The organism is Marinobacter sp., from assembly GCF_039977835.1.
Classification (GTDB): Bacteria; Pseudomonadota; Gammaproteobacteria; order Pseudomonadales; family Oleiphilaceae; genus Marinobacter.
Genome location: NZ_JBDWCL010000036.1, coordinates 142,319 through 162,038 on the forward strand (window position 1 = coordinate 142,319; position 19,720 = coordinate 162,038).

Sequence of the window (19,720 nt, forward strand, 5' to 3'; positions counted from 1 at the left end):
ATCTGACTGATAATCTGTACAAAACTCTGGCAAACAGGACGTTGTGTGGCTTCTTTCCAATTTAAAGACCGGCTTCAGGAAGCTGAAACCTGGATTCTGGCCAATCCCAATCCTCCGCAACGCTGGCCGTGGACCTGGTTGTATAAAACCGGGCGTACTGCCTATGCCCTGGTGCGGGATATCATTGCCGGCAACCTGACCCTGCATGCCATGAGCCTGGTGTATACCACCCTGTTGAGCATTGTGCCGCTGCTGGCGCTGAGTTTCTCGGTGCTCAAGGCGCTGGGCGTACACCAGCGTATGGAGCCCTTCCTGTACCAGTTCTTCGAACCCATGGGCCCACAGGGCATCGATATTGCGGAGCAGGTTCTTGGGTTCGTGGATAATATGAAGGTAGGGGTGCTGGGTTCCGTGGGCCTGGCCTTGCTGGTCTATACCGTGATTTCACTGGTGCAGAAAATCGAGCGCTCGTTCAACATGATCTGGCGGGTGCCGGATATGCGTTCCATGGCCCAGCGCTTCAGCAACTATCTCAGCGTGATCATGATCGGCCCGCTGTTGATGGTGTCGGCCATTGGCATCAGTGCCACCATTTTTTCGTCGGCGTTTGTCCAGGCGTTGATGGCGGTGGAGCCGCTGGGGTCAGTGATCATCTTTGCCACCCGCTTTACCCCGTTCCTGTTGGTAGTCGGGGCATTCACCTTTGTGTATGTGTTTATTCCCAATACCAGAGTGAAGCTGCGTTATGCCCTTATCGGTGGCCTGATTGCGGGTATTTCCTGGCAGGCTGCAGGCATGCTGTTTGCCTCATTTGTAGCAGGTTCGGCGAAGTACGCCGCCATCTATTCCAGTTTCGCCATTGGCATCATCCTGTTGATCTGGCTGTACCTGAACTGGATCATCCTTTTACTGGGCTCCAGCATTGCGTTCTATCTGCAGAATCCGGGGGCGGTCGCAAAGCGCTCTCAGGTAAGGTTATCACCGGAGTTGCTGGAGAAAACCGGCCTGGCACTGATGTGGCTGGTGGCGAAACCTTTCAGTGAAGGCCGGCCAGCACCCCAGCAGGAGGATATAGAGCAGAACCTGCGTGTGCCCGGCGAGGTGACACGGGGAATCAGCGACAAGCTTATTCGGGCGCGCCTGCTTGCGCTGGCGGGTCGTAACGGGGATTGCCTGGTGCCAGGGCAGTCGTTGGACAAAATCACCATCGGTCGGGTTCTGGACGCCATCCGCCATGACGAGGATCGTGTGGTTGATCGGCTGCCGTATCTGGTGCCACGAGAGCTTCTTGCCCAGCCTCCGCAAGACGAGTCGGTTACCTTTGCCGAATTATTGAGGCAGGAAGAAGAGCGGAACAAACATTAGGCGCGTGTTCTGGCGCCGGCCTCCAGAATATCGAGAATGGCTCTGCGTACCCGGGTGTACTGCTCTCCCGACATGTGGATGAGCTGCAGAACGTTTTCCTCCGGCATGTTGCGCTGGTGCGCGTGGCGCAACACTTCCCGGGTGCCCACAATGATGCCGTCGTTCAGTGGGGTGTGGCTCTGCCGTGGTGCAGGCCGTTCCGCCGCCAGCAACTGTGCATGGTATTTGGGTGGAAGGTTCCACTCATTGGCCAGCAACTGCGACGTGGCCCACTGGTAGCGGGAGAGGGCATCGTGTATCAGCGACGGTGGTGCTTCTGTCATCCCCGGCTCTGTAAGGCAGAGTCGCTGCAGTTCTCTCCTTAAAGTGATGTAGGAGAGTGCCGGTAGCAACCCCGCCATGAAGTAGACGCTGGAATCCTGGCCCTGAACCTTGGCAATCAGCTCCGCGCTGCGGGCGCAGGTAAGCCCCCAACGCCAGACACGCTGGGCAAAGAGCGCTTCGCGACTGTTCCGTGCCGCCATCATGGGGCGCATGATGGCGGCGGAAATGACGTTACGAATGCCGTCCAGACCCAGCAGAAAAACAGCCTGGTCCACGGAATCAATGGATTGGTCGCCGGGCCTGAAGTAGGGGCTGTTCGCAATCTGTAGCAACTGGTCGGTCAGTGCCGGATCGTTGAGGATGATCTCTGTCAGACGGTGCCGGTCCGATTGTTCATCGGATAGCGCCCGCATCAGCATTGGCAGAGTCATCGGTTGGCGCGGTAATTCGTTCAGCGTCCGATGGGCGATGCGCTCACGCAGGCTTTCAAGAATGGGCTCCCATTGCCCGGGGTCTGCTCGAAGTGCCGTGGGTGGCGAGTCCAGCAGCCAGCAAAACAGGTGTTCTTCCAGTTGGTCGGTCAGAGCGGGATCGGTCGCTACCTCGTTTTCCACAGACGCAGACGGATTAAGCAGGCGGGACTCGGGCGCTGATACGGTTGTTGGTACGTCGGACGAAAATAAACCTGAAATCCAGGAAAGAAAGCCTGGCATCCGATGCCTCCGGGAAAAGAATAGTCGCCGGGAAATACACACCCGTAATTCCGGAGTATAGAGGCCGATAGCGGATAAGCCCAGCGTAAACCGGTATAACGGCAGCTTGTGTGGCGTTATAAAGTCAGAAGACGGAACCGCCGAATACAAAGACCAGTTGGCAGACACCGGCGGCGAAGCCCAGGAAGGCGCCCACCAGTATCAGTTTGATCTCGTCCTCCTGGAAGCAGGGACGCAGCAGGTCCTGGAATTCTTCCGAGGACAGGGCAATCATCCGTTCAACCATAATGCTTTCCACGGCTCTTGCCCGGTCTGTCTCGAACACCGGGTTGTCGAACGAGGTGCGGGAAATCTCAATGGCCTTCTGTCCCACCTGATTCTTCAGAGTGGCAAACCCGGTAGGCCCGAAGGCCACCTGGGTCAGGGCCTTGCCCATGCCGGCAGTTTCGTCCACCAGCGGTTTGATGTGCTTCTTGACCATGTTGCGGGCACGGTCGCCTTTCGGGCCCTCGAGGATGGCATTGATGATATTGCCCACCGTCAGGATTTCATGGGTCACGATGTGACAAAAGGACTCGGCCACTTCCTGCTGGCGCTTGAGGAATAAGCCCTGAAGCCGCACCGGCCCGAATTTTTTCTCGTGCAGCGGCCGGAAGATCACATTCAATGCAATCCAGTTGGTGGCCCAACCCACCAGCAGCCCAAAGAACGGCAACACCCACCAGCTCTGGTAGAAATACCAGACGGTCATTTGTACCAGGCCGAACAGGAAACCAAAGTAGAAGCCGGAGTTGATGATGAAGCGGAACTCCACTTCGCCACATTCGATGAATATCCGGTTAAGCAGTTGTTTGTCTTTCGCCAGGCGCTTGATGACCATGCTCTTGATGTCCAGCAGGTCTTCGATGTTGTCGGATACGTCTTCCACCAGATTGTCCACCAGGTGCGGGGTGGACTTCCTCACCCGGTCATAGACCATATTTCTGGCGGAAGCCGGCAGGTTTTCCCAGAAGGTGGGGTACTCTTTCAGCATCAGTTCGTCGACGTATTCTTCGGTGCGGGGTTCGACGGTGTAGATGATGTGGGCGGCGAGTACCTTGGGGTCGATCTGCTGGAAGATTTCCCGGACGGTGCCGATCTTGGAGATGGTGGCATCGACGCTGATGGCGGCCATCTTTCGGGCTTTTGAGGGGATGATGCCTTGCCAGCCCAGTAGTGGCGGTTTGCCTATGAACTCCAGCGGGTAGAAGGTCATTTTGATGGCGAGCCAGTTGGTGGTCCAGCCAATCAGGGCGGCAATGACCGGGATACTGAGGTATTGCCAGAATTCTGGGTTGCTTAGCAGGCTTGTCATCTGGTGTTCGCTTTTTTGCTGGTTATTGGTGATTTGGTGCCTGCTGGCTTACGGGGAGGGTTCTCCAAAACACGCTCCTGCGGCACATCCATGTGACGCTTGGGCTCCGCCATCCATGGCTCCGCACAGTTTTGGAGAACCCTCCCCGTAAGCCAGCCCAAACCACAAAGATGTCTTCAACAGTTTCGAGCCTTATTCAGTTCGAAAGGGATCATGTTGTCAGACGCCGCCGCTGTCAATGACTTACCTGCCAGCCCGAGACGGCGGCACGGTCGGGTGATGCTAGCTTCCGATGTCTCCCCACAGCCACTGACACAGAGCAATGGCCGCGACCGGGGCGGTTTCTGTTCGTAAAACACGGGGGCCGAGGGCGACGGGGAGGAAGCCGGCGGTTTCGGCGGCGGTGATTTCTTCCGGGCTGAGGCCGCCTTCGGGGCCGATCATCAGGGCGACGCGGGCGGGTCTGGCCAGGGTGTCCAGGGACTGTTCGGTACGGTGGTGGAGGACCAGGCGCAGGTCGCAGTCTTCGGTGTGGTCAAACCAGTCGGGCAGTGTCATTACCGGCAGTATCTCGGGCACTCGGGCGCGGCCGCATTGTTCGGCGGCGCTGACGGCGACGGACTGCCAGTGGCGCAGGCGTTTGTCTTCCCGGTCGCCCTTGAGTTTGACGTCGCAGCGTTCGGTGGTGAGCGGTACGATGCGGGTGACACCCATTTCCACTGCTTTCTGAACAGCGTAGTCCATACGGTCGCCCTTGGAGAGAGTCTGGCCGAGGACGATGTCCAGGGTCGATTCGGTGGTGTTTGCCACCGGGGTTCCAACCCGGACTTCCACCCGTTTTTTGCCGGACTCGGTGATGGTGGCGGGGTAGTCGTTGCCGTCGCCGTTAAACAGCAACAACTCCTGTCCGGGTTGCATGCGCAGTACGCGGCCGACGTGTTGTGCTGCGTTGTCGTCCAGGTCGGTCGTGTTGCCCTCACTCAGGGCTGAGTCGGTGTAGATGCGGGGGATGCGCATGATTGTCTGTCAGTCCCGTACGGCGATTTCGATGCCTTCTGTGGCCACCTGGGCCAGGTGGCGGATCTGTTCTTCGGTGATCACGTAAGGGGGCATAAAGTAGACCACATTGCCTAGCGGCCGCAATAGCGACTGGCGGGTAAGTGCGTGCTGGTACACGCGAATACCCCGGCGTTCCTGCCATGGGAAGGGTTCCTTGGTGGCCCTGTTCTTCACCATCTCCACCGCCATGGTCATGCCGTGCTGGCGGATATCGCCGACGTTGGGATGGTCCGCCAGGTGTGCCACGGAGTCAGCCATGCAGGCGCTCAGGCGCCTGTTATTCTCAATGACATTGTCGTCACGGAAGATGTCCAGGGTGGCCAGGGCCACGGCGCAGCCAATGGGGTTGCCGGTGTAGCTGTGGCTGTGCAGGAAGGCTTTCAGGGTCTCGTAATCGTCGTAGAAGGCGTTGTACACCGTGTCCGTGGTCAGCACCACGGACAGCGGCAGGTAGCCGGCGGTCAGGCCTTTCGACAGGCACATGAAATCCGGGGTGATGCGGGACTGCTCGCAGGCGAACAGGGTGCCGGTGCGTCCGAAGCCAACAGCGATCTCGTCAGCAATCAGGTGGACGCCATAGCGGTCACAGGCTTCGCGCAATTTGGTGTGGTAGATCGGATGGTGCATACGCATGCCGCCAGCGCACTGAATCAGGGGTTCCACCACCACGGCGCAGATTTCGTCGTGCTTTTCTGCCAGCAGCGCGTCCATGGCTTCGAACTGGCGCAGCGCGTACTCCTCGTCAGTTTCACCCGGTTCCTTGTTAAAGGCGTCCGGGGAAGGGGCAGTGAGCACTTCCATTAATAGTGGCTGATAGGTGTCCTTGTAGAGAGAAACATCGCCCAGGGCCAGGGCTCCCAGGGTTTCTCCGTGATAGCTGTTGCTCAGATTGACGAAGTTCTTCTTGCCCGGTTTGCCGTGGTTCTTCCAGTAGTGGAAGCTCATTTTCAGCGCCGCTTCGATGGCGGAGGAGCCGTTGTCAGCATAGAAGCACTTGTTGAGGCCTTCCGGCGTTACTTCGATCAGTCGCTCCGAGAGGTTGACCACCGGCTCATGGGTAAAGCCGGCCAGGATGACATGCTCCAACTGGCCGATCTGCTCCTGAATGGCGGCGTTGATTCTGGGGTTGGCGTGGCCGAACAGGTTGACCCACCAGGAGCTCACTGCGTCAATGAACCGGTTGCCCTCGAAATCCTCGAGCCAGACACCTTCGCCACGCTTGATCGGTACCAGTGGCAAAGTACCTTCATGGTCTTTCATCTGGGTGCAGGGATGCCATACGGATTTGAGGCCGCGGGCGACGAGGTCAGCATTGCGCATGATAAATCTCCGTCAGACGGTGGGGTTCTGTCAGGTTCGTGATGGTTGGCTGTTAACCTGTGCGAATATTACAGTTAACAGCGCCTGCTGACCACCATGCCAACCACCGATGACCGGTGGGCCAATGCGTCCGTAAACGTCCCCGCTCACAATCGGACCGTTCATTTACGGAGGCCATTATGGAACTGGAACTGAGACATTCATACAACGCTGGCCTGGATCGGGTACTGGGGGCATTTTTTGACGAGACCCATATCCAGGAGAAAAACCAGCGGCTGGGTTCGCGCAATGTGCGCATACCAGAACTGACCCGCGACGATCTGTCCGCAAAAGTGGTGGTTGAGCGGGAAATGATGGCCTCCACCGAGGTGCCCGGTATTCTCTCTAGCTTTCACAAGGAGTGGAATCGCGTACGCCAGGAAGAACACTGGTTCCGCAAGGATGACGGCGAATGGCACTGCGAATTCCGGGTGCGGATCGAGGGGGTCCCGGCGAAGATCAAGGGCAATATGCGGTTGCAGGGCACAGACCGGGCCTGTATCAACTACGTGACACTGAATGTCTTGTGCGAAGTGCCGCTGCTGGGCAAGAAGATTGCCCGGTTTCTGGCGGATGATTCCCATACCAAGATCGAGAAGGAGTACAGGATTACCCGCCAGTTGCTTTAAAGCGTGTGGCGGGGTGGGGTCAGTGTGACAGCACCCGGCTCAGGAACGACTGGGTGCGTTCGTTTTGCGGGTTGTCGAACACATCCGCCGGTTTGCCTTCCTCGACAATCTGGCCTTCGTGAATGTAGATCACGCGGTCGGCCACTTCACGGGCGAAGCCCATTTCATGGGTCACCACCATCATGGTCATGCCTTCCCTGGCCAGTTCCCGCATAACGTCCAGCACTTCGCCGATCATTTCCGGGTCCAGTGCCGAGGTGGGTTCATCGAACAGCATCAGCCGGGGCTCCATGGCCAGGGCACGGGCGATGGCAACCCGTTGTTGCTGGCCGCCGGAAAGGTGGCTGGGAAACTTGTCCGCCTGGCTGGCAATGCCAACACGGTTCAGCAGACGGTCTGCCGTGGCACTGGCGATGGGCTCTGGCGCTTCCTTGACCTTCCTGGGTGCCAGCATGATGTTCTTCTTCACCGTGAGGTGGGGGAAGAGATTGAACTGCTGGAACACCATGCCCACTTCCTTGCGGATTTCCGCCAGGGCTTTCTGGTTGCCCCCCTTCGGGGCGAGTTCGTTGCCGTCCACCACCAGTTTGCCGGACTCGAATTCTTCAAGGCCGTTGACGCATCGAATGAGGGTGGACTTGCCGGAGCCGCTGGCGCCGATGATCACCACCACTTCCCCGGCTTCAACGGTCAGGTCAATTTCCTTGAGGACATGCAGGGTACCGAAGTACTTGTTCATGCCCCGCATTTGCACGATCTGTGTCATGGGTACCTATCCTTCAGACAGAAGCCAGTCCGCGCCGCTCTATGAAGCGGAGCACGAGAGAGAGGGAGAGGGTAATCGCAAGGTACATGATAGCCACTACGAAGTAGACCTCGAATGCGGTGAAGGTATTGGCGATATACACCTGGCCCTGACGAACGAGCTCACCCACGCCGATTACCGAGAACAGCGACGTATCCTTGATACTCACGATGGCCTGATTGCCCAAGGGTGGAATCATGCGGCGGAAGGCCTGCGGCCAGATGATCGACCAGAAGGTCTGGGACCGTGACAGGCCCAGCGACAGGCCCGCTTCGGTCTGACCCTTGTCGATAGACTGCACGCCGCCCCGGACAACTTCGGAGATATAGGCACCGGAGTTCAGGGCAATAGCTGCGATACCGGCGGTCAGCGGGTCAATGGGGCCGCCCACCAGGTCTGGCAAACCGTAGAAGATGAACAGCACCTGCACCAGAATGGGGGTGCCGCGAAAAATCTCGATATAGGCAGTGGCGGGCCAGCGCAGAAACCACTTTTTATTGATGCTCAGCAGGCCGAAAATGATGCCGAGTACAAAGCCGATGGCGAGGCCGCCAAAGGAAATAAGAAGGGTGTAGGGAATACCTTTAAGCAGGTAAGGAATCGAGTTGATGGCTGCCTGCCAGTCAAACTGAAACTGGAATTCCACAGTGGATGTCTCCGTTGGATGGGGAGTTGCCAGCCGGGGCATGGTGCGCCCCGGCTGTGGTTTTCAGTTTTACTTGTCTTCCGGCATGGGGCCGAACCACTTCTCGTAGATTTCTTTGTAAGTGCCGTCTTCCTTGATGGATGCCAGAGCTTTGTTGACATCCTCTACCCATTCGCTGCCGTCTTTCAGGGCGATACCGTACTGCTGGCCTTCGTAAAGCTTACCAACGGTTTTGACCTTGCCCTCGCCACGGGTCTTGGCGAAGTAGCCTACGTTTGGCGCATCGTAGAACACCGCATCAACCGCGCCGGACATCAGTGCCATATACATGTCCGAGCTGCCCGGATATGGGGTTACACCGTCGTCTTTGTCCAGGGTTTTCATCAGGTAGTCGTAACTGGTGCTGCCGATCTTGGTGCCGATCTTCTTGCCTTCGAGGTCGGAAATCTCTTCGACCTGATCGTTGTCCTGGCGCACCATAATCCGCAGGCCGGAATCATAATACGGGTCGGAGAAATCGACGATTTCCTCACGCTCTTCGGTGATGGTGATACCGGCGATGGCGATGTCTACATTACCCGTCTGCAGGGCAGGAATGATGCCGTTGAAGTCCATGGTGTTCAGGTCGATCTCAAAGCCGGCACGATCTGCCACTTCGCGGATGATCTCCATATCGAACCCGATCATCTCACCGGTTTCCTGATCCATCATTTCGAAAGGCACGAAGCTCGGGTCGGTAACAACTCGCAGTGTCTCTGCGCTGACGGTTCCCGCTGCAACGGTGAATGCCAGGGTTGCGCCAACCGTTTTAAGCCATTTGGTGCTCATACAATCTCCTGTTTTTACTTTTGTTGCCCGTGCACCCGGTGGAGTGCTCCGGAAATGCGGGCTGATCAAGCCGGTTCTTTCCGGGGGCAGTTAATGGAACTGCAACCTTTATACTCTAGACCATTAACCGGAGAAATGCAGGAAATCAAATGGTTGGAAGTAGGAGGGTGGGAAGTGTCGGATTACGGCTTCGCCTGATCCGACACCAGGGAGCGTCATCAGAAAGCAATCTTCTCGCGCTCACCAAGCCCCAGGTTCTTCCAGATACTGACACTGGGCTCAGCCTGGTTCAGGGTATAGAAGTGCAACCCCGGCGCCCCGGCGGCGAGTAATTTCTCGCACATGCGGGTCACCACTTCCTCGCCGAACTTGCGGATGCTGTCGCTATCGTCGCCGTAGGCTTCCAGCTGCTTGCGTATCCAGCGGGGAATTTCAGCGCCGCACATATCGGAGAAGCGGGTGAGATTGGAGAAGTTGACGATGGGCATGATGCCCGGCACCACTGGAATGGTGACGCCCATCTTTTCCAGCCGGTCAATGAAGTAGAAGTAGCTGTCCGCGTTGAAGAAATACTGGGTAATGGCGCTGTTGGCGCCGGCTTCCACCTTGCGGGCGAAGTTCTTCAGGTCATCTTCCGCGGTGCGGGCCTGGGGATGAAACTCAGGGTAGGCCGCTACTTCAATATTGAAGGCATCGCCGCTGTGTTCACGGATGAAGCTCACCAGCTCATTGGCGTAGCGTAGTTCGCCCGCTGCCCCCATACCGGAGGGCATATCGCCCCGCAGGGCGACGATGCGGTTGATACCGTTGTCACGGTAAACGTCCAGCAGCTCCGCAATGCTGCCGCGGGTGGCGCCTACGCAGGACAGGTGCGGGGCGGTGGAGACGCCCCGCTTGTGCAGGTCCAGCACCGTCTGCACGGTGCGGTCCCGGGTGGAGCCACCGGCACCAAAGGTGACCGAGAAGAAATCCGGGTCAACCTCTGCCAGCGTGTTGCGAACGCCCTGCAGCTTCTCCCAGCCCTTGTCGGTCTTGGGCGGGAAGAACTCAAAGCTGAAGCGGCGCTTGAACTGTTTCTGGGTTTCCATGCTGCTACTACCTGATCAGTACTTGTAACTTTCCGGCTTGTACGGGCCTTCGACCGGTACACCAATGTAACTGGCCTGCTCCGGCGTCATTTTGGTGATCACGCCACCAAAACCTTCGACCATGGCGCGGGCCACTTCCTCGTCCAGCTGCTTGGGCAGAACCTGAACGTAAATGCCTTTCTCGCGGGCGTCTTCCGGAAGGTCGGCAAACTTGCGCTCGAACAGGTACATCTGCGCCAGCACCTGGTTGGCGAACGAGCCATCCATGATCCGCGACGGGTGACCGGTGGCGTTGCCCAGGTTCACCAGGCGGCCCTCGGACAGCAGGATCAGGTGGTCATTGGTGGCCTTGTCGCGATACACCACGTGCACCTGTGGTTTGACCTCGTCCCACTCCCAGTTCTTGCGCATGTAGGCGGTGTCGATTTCGTTGTCGAAGTGGCCGATGTTGCACACCACGGCGCCGCTCTTCAGGGCCTTGAGCATGTTGGCGTCACACACGTTCATGTTGCCGGTGGTGGTGACCAGCAGGTCGGTGTTCTGCAGCAGTGCCTTGTCCACGCCGGCTTCGGTGCCGGTGTTCACGCCGTCGAGATACGGAGACACCACTTCAAAACCGTCCATGCAGGCCTGCATGGCGCAGATCGGGTCGGCTTCGGTGATCTTCACGATCATGCCTTCCTGGCGCAGTGACGCCGCAGAACCCTTGCCAACGTCGCCATAACCGATCACCAGTGCTTTCTTGCCGGCCATCAGGTGGTCTGTGGCACGCTTGATGGCATCGTTCAGGCTGTGGCGACAGCCGTACTTGTTGTCGTTCTTGGACTTGGTAACTGCATCGTTAACGTTGATGGCCGGCACCTTCAGCTTGCCGTCCCGCATCATTTCCTGCAGGCGGTGCACACCGGTGGTGGTTTCCTCGGTCACGCCGTGGCACTTGGCCAGGACTTCCGGGTACTTCTCGTGCAGCAGTGCTGTCAGGTCGCCGCCGTCATCCAGAATCATGTTGGGTTCCCAGCCTTCCACGTCGGCACCGACGGTACGCTCGAGACACCAGTCGTACTCTTCGTCGGTTTCGCCTTTCCAGGCAAACACCGGAATGCCACGCTCAGCGATGGCCGCTGCAGCCTGGTCCTGGGTGGAGAAGATGTTGCACGATGACCAGCGCACGTTGGCGCCCAGTTCGATCAGGGTTTCGATCAATACGGCGGTCTGGATGGTCATGTGGATACAACCCATGACGTTGGCGCCTTTCAGCGGCTGCTCACCCTTGTATTTCTCACGGAGCTTGATCAGCGCAGGCATCTCGCCTTCAGCGATCTTGATTTCCTTGCGGCCCCAGGCCGCCAGTGAAATATCGCGAACTTTGTAGTCGTCGAATTGCTTCAGTTTTTCTGCCGGAGTGCTCATGGTGTTCTCCCGTCATTAAAAGAGTGGTGATCGCAGTCTTTGTACGATCAAAGCTGTTAATCAGCCCCTTAAATACCAGCGGCATCCTTCAGCAGGGCTGCACGATCTGTTTTTTCCCAGGGGAAGGCGGTAAACGTCTTGCCGCCAACCGTCATCTCAACCGGCTCGCGGCCGAAGTGGCCGTAGGCCGCTGTTGCACGGTACATCGGGTGCAGCAGGTCCAGCATGTTGGTGATCGCATACGGGCGCAGGTCGAAGTTCTGACGGATCAGCTGGATGATCTTGTCGTCGCCGATCTTGCCCGTGCCGAAGGTGTTGACCGAGATGGATGTTGGCTCGGCAACACCGATGGCGTAAGACACCTGGATCTCGCACTTTTCCGCCAGGCCGGCGGCCACAATGTTCTTCGCCACGTAACGGCCGGCATAGGCTGCAGAACGGTCCACCTTGGACGGGTCCTTCCCGGAGAAGGCGCCGCCGCCGTGGCGGGCCATGCCGCCGTAGGTGTCGACGATGATCTTGCGGCCGGTCAGGCCGCAGTCGCCAACCGGGCCGCCGATCACGAACTTGCCGGTGGGGTTGATGTGGAACTGGGTATCCTTGTGCAGCAGTTCCTCCGGAAGGGCGTGCTTGACGATCAGCTCCATCACCGCTTCTTTCAGATCCGCCTGGGACACATCTTCGTCGTGCTGGGTGGACAGCACCACAGCGTCGATGCCGGTAACCTTGCCGTTTTCGTAGCGGCAGGTAACCTGGCTTTTTGCGTCGGGGCGCAGCCATGGCAGCAGGCCGCTCTTGCGGGCTTCGGCCTGGCGCTGTACCAGACGGTGCGAGAAGGTGATCGGGGCTGGCATCAGCACGTCGGTTTCGTTGCTGGCGTAGCCGAACATGAGGCCCTGGTCGCCGGCACCCTGGTCTTCCGGCTTCTTGCGGTCGACACCCTGGGCGATGTCCACGGACTGTTTGCCGATAATGTTGATAATGCCGCAGGTGTCGCCGTCGTAGCCTACGTCGGAGGAGGTGTAGCCGATGTCTTTGATTACACCCCGTACCAGGTCTTCCAGGTCCACCCAGGCGCTGGTGGTGATTTCACCGCCCACAATGGCGACGCCGGTTTTTACCATGGTTTCACAGGCAACCCGTGCGTGGGGATCGTCCACGAGGATGGCGTCGAGTACGGCATCAGAAATCTGGTCCGCCAGTTTGTCAGGATGGCCTTCAGAGACCGATTCGGAGGTAAAGACGCTGTAATCAGACATAGGGTTGCTCCTCTGTGAGCGTTGCAAATTCGTGCCGGTGGGGACTCTCGGTTTCCGTCCGGCTGTGTTGATATCGGTATCGTAAATCAGTTTTCAGAGTCTGCATAATTCTATATCAAAAAAAATTGATACAGTTTTGATTTCCGCCTTCAGACAGCCTCCGGGTTCTTCCAGAATTCTCTTACCTGCACCTGAAATCCGTTGCGGAGGCCAATAAATAAAGACTCGCCGGCAATCAGTCCGGCGTCTGCCGCCCAGCTTGTGAGTTCTTCAGGTTCAAAGCCCAGCCAGAGATCGCCGCAGGCTTCCTTGGCCCAGTCCTGGTCGTGACTGCACAAGTCGCTGATCACCAGGCAACCGCCGGTTTTCATCAGGGCTGCGGCGTCCAGAAAAATGTCCGCCGGGCTGGGTACGTGGTGCAGCACCATGTTGGCCACCACCAGATCAAAATCGTCCCCCCGGGCAAGCAGGTTGTCGGTTACGCCTTCGATCAGGTCGATGTTATTCAGGCGCTCGTCGATGCAGGTGCGTGAGGCCTTGGCCAGCATGTCGCGGGAGTTATCCAGGGCCACCACGTGTTCGCAGAGTTTCGACAGTACCGGCAGGAACGCGCCTTCGCCGGGGCCGATTTCCAGCGCGGTTTTCCAGTCGTGCCGGGTGGAGCGGTTGCGGATCAGGTTGGCCACCGGTTCGGCGTACAGCTCGAATGCGGCAATCAGTTCCTGCTGCTCCCGGAATTTATCCGCATAGCGGGCAAAAAAGGCCTGGGACTGGTTGGCACGCTGATTCCGGATAGCCTCAATCTTGCCCTGCAGGTGTTCCGGCAGGGGAATGCGGTCGACGGTGTCGAACACCTGGCGGATGGTCTGGTCGGTGAGCTTGTCGCTCTCCAGGTTCAGCGGGCGCCGGTAGAAAATGGCGTTGCCCTCGCGCTGGGGCTCCAGCAGCCCTGCCTTGTGCATCACTTTCAGATGGTGGCTCATGCCGGACTGGCGCATATCGAATAACTGGCTCAGTTCCAGAACGCCAAAGGTGTCCCGGCGTAACACACGCAAAATCTCCAGGCGCAGCGGGTCACCGCTCGCTTTGAAGATCGGTGCCAGTGCGTCCACGGAGGACGGGTCAACTACGTGCGTGGTCAGTGATGTCATGGAAGGAAGTTTAGGGGTGTCTGGCCAGTCATTCAATATCTATATCAAAATAAATTGATATAGAATTAGATCTGTTTGAAAAATCAGTCAAAATTCCTGCCACTGATACCCGTCGTATAAAAGGGGGATAAAAAGACTGACGCCGATTTGCCCCGGTGGTCACTAATCGGCGAAAATACGCGCCTTCTTTTTATCAGTTCACCTTTTTGCCGACCAAAACTGGAGAAAACGTCAATGCCATCTCGCACAGATCTCGCCAACGCCATTCGCGCGCTGAGCATGGATGCGGTTCAGAAAGCCAAATCCGGCCACCCGGGCGCGCCCATGGGTATGGCGGACATCGCCGAGGTACTCTGGAATGATTTCCTCAGCCACAACCCGGCCAACCCTAAGTGGGCCAACCGCGACCGTTTTGTGCTGTCCAATGGCCACGGCTCCATGTTGCAGTATTCCCTGCTGCATCTGAGTGGCTATGACGTCTCCATTGACGACATCAGGAACTTCCGTCAGCTGCACTCCAAAACTCCGGGCCACCCGGAGTACGGCTATACGCCGGGTGTTGAAACCACCACTGGACCGCTGGGCCAGGGGATTGCGAATGCGGTTGGTTTTGCACTGGCAGAGAAGGCCCTGGGCGAACAGTTCAATCGCCCTGGCCATAACATTGTTGATCACTACACCTATGCGTTCCTTGGCGATGGCTGCCTGATGGAAGGTATCTCCCACGAGGTGTCTTCCCTGGCCGGCACGCTGGGCCTGGGCAAGCTGATCATGTTCTATGACGACAACGGCATCTCCATCGACGGCGAAGTGGACGGCTGGTTCACTGATGATACTCCCAGGCGTTTCGAATCCTATGGTTGGCAGGTCATTCCTTCCGTTGACGGCCACAATGCGGAAGCGGTCCGCAGTGCCATTGAGGCGGCCCGTGCCAATACCTCCCAGCCCACCCTGATCTGCTGCAAGACCATTATCGGTTTCGGCTCCCCCAACAAGCAGGGCACAGAAGCCTGTCACGGTGCGGCACTGGGTGAGGACGAAGTTGCCCTGACCCGCGAGAAGCTGGGCTGGAATCACGGAGCCTTTGAAATTCCCTCTGAAATCTATAGCGCCTGGGACGCGCGCGAGAAGGGCGCTGCCGCTCAGGCCGAGTGGGAGCAGGCCTTTGCCGCCTACGAGAAAGCTGAGCCAGACCTGGCTGCCGAGCTCAAACGCCGCATGGCTGGCGACCTGCCGGCAGACTTCTCCGAAAAAGCCCAGGCGTACATTCAGGAGTGTCAGGACAAGGGCGAGACCGTCGCCAGCCGCAAGGCTTCCCAGAATACTCTGAACGCCTATGGCCCGTTGCTGCCTGAGCTGCTGGGTGGCTCTGCCGACCTGGCCGGTTCCAATCTTACGATATGGGACGGCAGCAAGCCGCTGACCAAAGACGATGCCAGCGGAAACTACGTTTACTACGGCGTTCGCGAATTCGGTATGGCCGCGATCATGAATGGTGTCGCCCTGCACGGTGGTTTTGTCCCCTACGGCGCCACCTTCCTGATATTCATGGAATACTGCCGCAACGCCGTGCGTATGGCCGCATTGATGAAGCAACGCTCCATCTACGTGTTTACCCACGACTCCATCGGCCTGGGTGAAGATGGCCCCACACACCAGCCGGTCGAGCAGATGGCCAGCCTGCGCACTACTCCGAACATGAGCACGTGGCGCCCGGCGGATGCCGTGGAATCGGCGGTTGCCTGGAAAGCCGCCCTTGAGCGCACCGACGGCCCGACGGCCATGGTGTTCTCCCGTCAGGGCCTGCCTCACCAGCAGCGTGACGCAGAGCAACTGGCGAACATCGCCAAAGGTGGGTACACCCTCTCCGACAGCGAAGGCACGCCTGACCTGATCCTGATTGCCACCGGCTCCGAAGTCGGCCTGGCCCAGGATGCTGCGGCTGCACTGCGGGAGAAGGGCAGCAAGGTGCGCGTGGTCTCCATGCCGTCTACTGATACCTTCGATGCCCAGAGCGCTGCCTACAAGCAGGAAGTGCTGCCGCTGGAAGTGACCAACCGTATCGCCGTCGAAGCCGGTATTGAAGACTACTGGTACAAGTATGTTGGTCTTGATGGACGGGTTGTGGGTATGAGCACTTTCGGTGAGTCTGCGCCTGCGGGCGAGCTGTTCAAGGAGTTCGGCTTCACCGTGGATAACGTTTTGGCCGTGGCTGGGGAGTTGCTGGAAGCCTGATGAGCACCGCTGCACCGTATCGCATCGCCATCAATGGGTACGGCCGTATCGGCCAGTGCGTCCTGCGGGCGCTCTATGAAAACGATTTTCGAGACCACCTCCAGGTTGTCGCGATTAACGAGCTGGCGGATATCGACACCATTGCCCATCTCACCCGTTATGACTCCACCCACGGTCGGTTTCAGGGCGAGATAAGGGTGCAGGGCGACTCCCTGGTGGTCAATGGTGATCGAATCCGGGTGCTCCGCCATGCGGATGCCTCGGAGCTGCCCTGGGGTGAACTGGGCGTGGACCTGGTGCTGGAATGTTCGGGGGCTTTCAGCGACCGGGCGACCGCGGAGCAGCATCTGGCGTCGGGGGCCAAACGTCTGCTGTTTTCGCAGCCGGCAGAGTCCGATGTGGATCGCACGGTGGTCTATGGCGTCAACCACGATCAGTTAACAGCAGCAGACCGTATTGTTGCGGCGGCGTCCTGCACCACCAACTGCCTGGTGCCCGTCATCCAGATACTGGACGAGGCCCTGGGTGTGGAGCAGGGCAGCACCACGACGATTCATGCTGCCATGAACGACCAACCTGTAATTGACGCCTACCATCACCAGGATTTGCGTCGTACCCGTAGCGCCCTGCACAACATCGTTCCCGTCGACACGGGCCTGGCCAAAGGCATCGAGCGCCTGCTTCCGAATATGGAGGGCAGGTTCAGCTCGGTGGCCATGCGGGTGCCCACCATGAATGTGTCGGCCATCGATATGGTAGTGAACGTTCGGAAGAAAACCTCGGTGGAGGCGGTAAATAATTTATTAGAAAACGCCGCCCACGGCCCGCTGAAGCGCATTCTGGGCTATACCGACGAGCTTCTGGCCAGCTCCGATTTCAACCACGATGCCCATTCCGGGATTGTGGACGGAGGCCAGACGCGTGTAACCGGTGGCACCATGGTGAAGGTGCTGTGCTGGTTCGATAACGAGTGGGGGTTCGCAAATCGGATGCTGGACGTCAGCAAACACTGGTTGTCCGGCCACTGAAACTATTTTTGATCAGGGGATGAACATTATGGCTATCAAGAGAATGACCAATCTGGACCTCGCAGGTAAGCGGGTGCTGATTCGCGAAGACCTGAACGTGCCGGTAAAGAATGGCGAAGTCTCCAGCGACGCCCGCATCCGCGCCTCGCTGCCCACCATCAAGGCCGCAAAAGAGGCTGGCGCCCGGGTCATGCTGATGTCCCACCTGGGCCGCCCGGAAGAAGGCATTTACGACGAAGCCTCCTCCATGAAACCGGTTGCTGAACATCTCGGCAAGTTGCTGGGCCAGGATGTACGCCTGATTACCGATTACCTCGACGGTGTTGAAGTCGCCGAGGGCGAAGTGGTGCTGTTTGAAAACGTGCGCTTCAACAAGGGCGAGAAGAAAGACGACGAAGAACTGTCGAAAAAGTACGCCGCTCTGTGCGACGTCTATGTGATGGATGCCTTCGGCACCGCCCACCGCGCCCAGGCCTCCACCCACGGCGTTGCCCGCTTTGCTCCCGAAGCCTGCGCCGGCCCGCTTCTGGCAGCAGAACTGGAAGCTCTGGGCAAGGCCCTGGATAACCCGGCCAAGCCTGTGGTCGCCATCGTTGGCGGCTCCAAGGTGTCCACCAAGCTGGACGTGCTGAATGCGCTGGAAAAAGTCTGTGACTCCATCATCGTCGGTGGCGGTATCGCCAACACCTTCCTGGCGGCGGCAGGCCACCCCGTGGGTAAATCCCTGTGCGAACACGACCTGATCGACACTGCCCGGGAAATCGCTTCCCGCGTTGAAATCCCGCTGCCGGTGGACGTAGTGGTTGCCAGCGAGTTCTCGGAAACTGCGACCGCCACCACCAAGAACATCTCGGACGTCAGCGATGACGACATGATCCTCGACGTTGGCCCGGAAACCGCAGGCCAGTTCGCCGAGCTGCTGAAAAATGCCAGGACCATCCTCTGGAACGGCCCGGTCGGCGTCTTCGAATTCGACCAGTTCAGCAACGGCACCCAGGCCCTGGCGAAAGCCATCGCAGAAAGCGATGCCTTCTCCCTGGCTGGTGGTGGTGATACCGTTGCCGCCGTTGACAAGTACGGTGTGAGTGACAAAATCTCGTACATTTCCACCGGCGGCGGTGCTTTCCTTGAATTCGTGGAAGGTAAAACGCTACCGGCTGTCGCAGTTCTTGAAGAGCGCGGCGAATAGCACAAAGTTGAATCGCAAGGAGGGCCGGTAAGCCTCTTCCGGGACCGTCAAAAACATGGATGTTTTTGTCGAGCGTACAGGGACGTATTCACAGCGTGTCCCGGAAGAGGCTTACCGGCCCTCCGAAGCAGACTCCAAACCAAAAAGTCTGCCAAAGACATTAAATAAACCAAGGAGACAAACCCAATGGCCCTGATATCGATGCGGCAACTGCTGGATCACGCCGCCGAGCACGGCTACGGCGTGCCGGCGTACAACGTGAACAATCTGGAACAGATGAGGGCCATCATGGAAGCGGCCGACAAGACTGATTCTCCGGTCATTGTTCAGGCCTCTGCCGGCGCCCGCAAGTACGCCGGGGCGCCGTTCCTGCGTCACCTCATTCTGGCGGCCATTGAAGAGTTTCCGCACATTCCGGTGGTCATGCACCAGGATCACGGCACCAGCCCGTCTGTGTGCCAACGCTCCATCCAGTTGGGCTTCAGCTCGGTGATGATGGATGGTTCCCTGGGTGAAGACGGTAAGACGCCTACCGACTACGAGTACAACGTCGACGTTACTCGCCGCACCGTGGAAATGGCTCACGCCTGTGGCGTTTCTGTAGAAGGCGAACTGGGTTGCCTCGGCTCCCTGGAAACCGGCCAGGCCGGTGAGGAAGACGGCATTGGCGCGGAAGGTACCCTGGATCACAGCCAGATGCTGACCGACCCCGAAGAAGCTGCGGATTTCGTCAAGAAAACCCACGTCGACGCCCTGGCCATTGCCATCGGCACCAGCCATGGCGCCTACAAGTTTACACGTCCTCCCACTGGCGACATCCTGGCGATCGAGCAGATCAAGGCCATCCACAAGCGTATTCCGGACACCCACCTGGTTATGCACGGCTCCAGCTCTGTTCCCCAGGAGTGGCTGAAGATCATCAACGAATACGGCGGCGAGATCCCGGAAACCTACGGTGTCCCCGTTGAGGAAATCGTGGAAGGTATCAAGCACGGCGTTCGCAAGGTCAACATCGACACCGACCTGCGTCTGGCAAGCACCGGGGCGGTCCGTCGCTTCCTGGCCCAGAACCCGGCCGAATTCGACCCGCGCAAGTTCCTGAAGGAAACCATGAAGGCGATGACCGAAGTCTGCGTTGCCCGCTATGAGGCTTTCGGGACCGCCGGCAATGCCAGCAAGATCAAGCCGGTTAACCTTGAGCGTATGTTTGAGCGGTATGCTTCTGGTGAGCTTGATCCTAAGGTCAAGTAAGGCTGGGAGTTAGCCTCTGTAGCCTGT

At 58.4% G+C, this 19,720-nt stretch carries 17 protein-coding genes; 6 read left to right on the forward strand and 11 right to left on the reverse strand.

Translation table 11 applies throughout. The annotated features are described in order from the left end of the window. The first annotated feature begins 45 nt into the window (after nucleotides 1–45). A complete protein-coding gene (locus tag ABJM11_RS10215) occupies nucleotides 46–1,365 on the forward strand; it encodes a YihY/virulence factor BrkB family protein (RefSeq protein ID WP_348295158.1) in 1,320 nt (439 codons plus the stop codon). Here ABJM11_RS10215 and ABJM11_RS10220 read toward each other — a convergent pair. The 4 genes from ABJM11_RS10220 to ABJM11_RS10235 all read right to left on the reverse strand — a co-directional run bounded on the left by ABJM11_RS10220 (nucleotide 1,362) and on the right by ABJM11_RS10235 (nucleotide 6,135). After that, the gene (locus tag ABJM11_RS10220; RefSeq protein ID WP_348295157.1) at nucleotides 1,362–2,402 is read right to left on the reverse strand and encodes an HDOD domain-containing protein; all 1,041 of its coding nucleotides are present in this window, start codon (nucleotides 2,400–2,402) and stop codon (nucleotides 1,362–1,364) included. The two genes, ABJM11_RS10215 and ABJM11_RS10220, sit on opposite strands and share 4 nt — an antisense overlap. A gap of 124 nt (nucleotides 2,403–2,526) precedes the next feature. Further along, nucleotides 2,527–3,756 carry a hypothetical protein gene (locus tag ABJM11_RS10225; RefSeq protein ID WP_348295156.1) on the reverse strand — a complete coding sequence of 410 codons (1,230 nt, stop codon included), beginning with the start codon at nucleotides 3,754–3,756 and terminating at the stop codon, nucleotides 2,527–2,529. A gap of 282 nt (nucleotides 3,757–4,038) precedes the next feature. Continuing rightward, nucleotides 4,039–4,773 (reverse strand): 16S rRNA (uracil(1498)-N(3))-methyltransferase, encoded by a 735-nt coding sequence (locus ABJM11_RS10230; protein WP_348295155.1) that lies wholly within the window; start codon nucleotides 4,771–4,773, stop codon nucleotides 4,039–4,041. Nucleotides 4,774–4,782: 9 nt separating this feature from the next. Next, nucleotides 4,783–6,135, reverse strand: coding sequence for an adenosylmethionine--8-amino-7-oxononanoate transaminase (locus tag ABJM11_RS10235; protein ID WP_348295154.1), 1,353 nt, complete (start codon nucleotides 6,133–6,135; stop codon nucleotides 4,783–4,785). 179 nt (nucleotides 6,136–6,314) lie between these two features. Here ABJM11_RS10235 and ABJM11_RS10240 point away from each other — a divergent pair, with 179 nt between their 5' ends. Further along, nucleotides 6,315–6,803, forward strand: coding sequence for a DUF2505 domain-containing protein (locus ABJM11_RS10240; protein WP_348295153.1), 489 nt, complete (start codon nucleotides 6,315–6,317; stop codon nucleotides 6,801–6,803). A gap of 19 nt (nucleotides 6,804–6,822) precedes the next feature. Here the strand turns inward: ABJM11_RS10240 and ABJM11_RS10245 are convergent, their stop codons facing one another. The 7 genes from ABJM11_RS10245 to ABJM11_RS10275 all read right to left on the reverse strand — a co-directional run bounded on the left by ABJM11_RS10245 (nucleotide 6,823) and on the right by ABJM11_RS10275 (nucleotide 13,990). Beyond that, nucleotides 6,823–7,569, reverse strand: a complete 747-nt coding sequence (locus tag ABJM11_RS10245; protein WP_348295152.1) for an amino acid ABC transporter ATP-binding protein — start codon at nucleotides 7,567–7,569, stop codon at nucleotides 6,823–6,825. Nucleotides 7,570–7,582: 13 nt separating this feature from the next. Next, a complete protein-coding gene (locus ABJM11_RS10250; protein WP_348295151.1) occupies nucleotides 7,583–8,254 on the reverse strand; it encodes an amino acid ABC transporter permease in 672 nt (223 codons plus the stop codon). Between the two features lie 69 nt (nucleotides 8,255–8,323). After that, nucleotides 8,324–9,082 (reverse strand): transporter substrate-binding domain-containing protein, encoded by a 759-nt coding sequence (locus ABJM11_RS10255; protein WP_348295150.1) that lies wholly within the window; start codon nucleotides 9,080–9,082, stop codon nucleotides 8,324–8,326. 218 nt (nucleotides 9,083–9,300) lie between these two features. Next, entirely contained in the window at nucleotides 9,301–10,170 is an 870-nt protein-coding gene (gene metF, locus ABJM11_RS10260; protein WP_348295149.1) for a methylenetetrahydrofolate reductase [NAD(P)H], read from the reverse strand. Nucleotides 10,171–10,185: 15 nt separating this feature from the next. After that, nucleotides 10,186–11,580: an adenosylhomocysteinase gene (ahcY, locus tag ABJM11_RS10265; RefSeq protein WP_348295148.1), complete on the reverse strand. Its 1,395-nt coding sequence runs from the start codon at nucleotides 11,578–11,580 to the stop codon at nucleotides 10,186–10,188. Between the two features lie 68 nt (nucleotides 11,581–11,648). Next, on the reverse strand, nucleotides 11,649–12,839 hold the full coding sequence (gene metK / locus ABJM11_RS10270; RefSeq protein ID WP_348295147.1) for a methionine adenosyltransferase: 1,191 nt from the start codon (nucleotides 12,837–12,839) through the stop codon (nucleotides 11,649–11,651). A 149-nt stretch (nucleotides 12,840–12,988) separates the two neighbouring features. After that, entirely contained in the window at nucleotides 12,989–13,990 is a 1,002-nt protein-coding gene (locus ABJM11_RS10275) for a metalloregulator ArsR/SmtB family transcription factor (protein WP_348295146.1), read from the reverse strand. A gap of 234 nt (nucleotides 13,991–14,224) precedes the next feature. On the opposite strand from ABJM11_RS10275, the gene tkt reads away from it, so the two are divergent. From tkt to fba, 4 genes are all read left to right on the forward strand, one after another. Further along, complete coding sequence (gene tkt / locus ABJM11_RS10280; protein ID WP_348295145.1) at nucleotides 14,225–16,225, forward strand: transketolase; 2,001 nt, start codon at nucleotides 14,225–14,227, stop codon at nucleotides 16,223–16,225. Next, on the forward strand, nucleotides 16,225–17,253 hold the full coding sequence (gene gap, locus ABJM11_RS10285) for a type I glyceraldehyde-3-phosphate dehydrogenase (RefSeq protein WP_348295144.1): 1,029 nt from the start codon (nucleotides 16,225–16,227) through the stop codon (nucleotides 17,251–17,253). Before tkt ends, gap begins: the two co-directional genes overlap by 1 nt. 28 nt (nucleotides 17,254–17,281) lie before the next feature. Then, nucleotides 17,282–18,442 carry a phosphoglycerate kinase gene (locus tag ABJM11_RS10290; RefSeq protein WP_348295143.1) on the forward strand — a complete coding sequence of 387 codons (1,161 nt, stop codon included), beginning with the start codon at nucleotides 17,282–17,284 and terminating at the stop codon, nucleotides 18,440–18,442. Between the two features lie 186 nt (nucleotides 18,443–18,628). Then, on the forward strand, nucleotides 18,629–19,693 hold the full coding sequence (gene fba / locus ABJM11_RS10295; RefSeq protein ID WP_348295640.1) for a class II fructose-bisphosphate aldolase: 1,065 nt from the start codon (nucleotides 18,629–18,631) through the stop codon (nucleotides 19,691–19,693). Nucleotides 19,694–19,720 lie beyond the last annotated feature (27 nt).

Coding starts and splice junctions, on each gene's coding strand:
- gap (WP_348295144.1), top strand. CDS start 16,225: ATGAGCACCGCTGCACCGTATCGCATCGCCATCAATGGGTACGGCCGT.
- ABJM11_RS10220 (WP_348295157.1), bottom strand. CDS start 2,402: ATGCCAGGCTTTCTTTCCTGGATTTCAGGTTTATTTTCGTCCGACGTA.
- ABJM11_RS10230 (WP_348295155.1), bottom strand. CDS start 4,773: ATGCGCATCCCCCGCATCTACACCGACTCAGCCCTGAGTGAGGGCAAC.
- metK (WP_348295147.1), bottom strand. CDS start 12,839: ATGTCTGATTACAGCGTCTTTACCTCCGAATCGGTCTCTGAAGGCCAT.
- ahcY (WP_348295148.1), bottom strand. CDS start 11,580: ATGAGCACTCCGGCAGAAAAACTGAAGCAATTCGACGACTACAAAGTT.
- ABJM11_RS10290 (WP_348295143.1), top strand. CDS start 17,282: ATGGCTATCAAGAGAATGACCAATCTGGACCTCGCAGGTAAGCGGGTG.
- ABJM11_RS10240 (WP_348295153.1), top strand. CDS start 6,315: ATGGAACTGGAACTGAGACATTCATACAACGCTGGCCTGGATCGGGTA.
- metF (WP_348295149.1), bottom strand. CDS start 10,170: ATGGAAACCCAGAAACAGTTCAAGCGCCGCTTCAGCTTTGAGTTCTTC.
- ABJM11_RS10235 (WP_348295154.1), bottom strand. CDS start 6,135: ATGCGCAATGCTGACCTCGTCGCCCGCGGCCTCAAATCCGTATGGCAT.
- ABJM11_RS10255 (WP_348295150.1), bottom strand. CDS start 9,082: ATGAGCACCAAATGGCTTAAAACGGTTGGCGCAACCCTGGCATTCACC.
- fba (WP_348295640.1), top strand. CDS start 18,629: ATGGCCCTGATATCGATGCGGCAACTGCTGGATCACGCCGCCGAGCAC.
- ABJM11_RS10225 (WP_348295156.1), bottom strand. CDS start 3,756: ATGACAAGCCTGCTAAGCAACCCAGAATTCTGGCAATACCTCAGTATC.
- ABJM11_RS10245 (WP_348295152.1), bottom strand. CDS start 7,569: ATGACACAGATCGTGCAAATGCGGGGCATGAACAAGTACTTCGGTACC.
- ABJM11_RS10275 (WP_348295146.1), bottom strand. CDS start 13,990: ATGACATCACTGACCACGCACGTAGTTGACCCGTCCTCCGTGGACGCA.
- tkt (WP_348295145.1), top strand. CDS start 14,225: ATGCCATCTCGCACAGATCTCGCCAACGCCATTCGCGCGCTGAGCATG.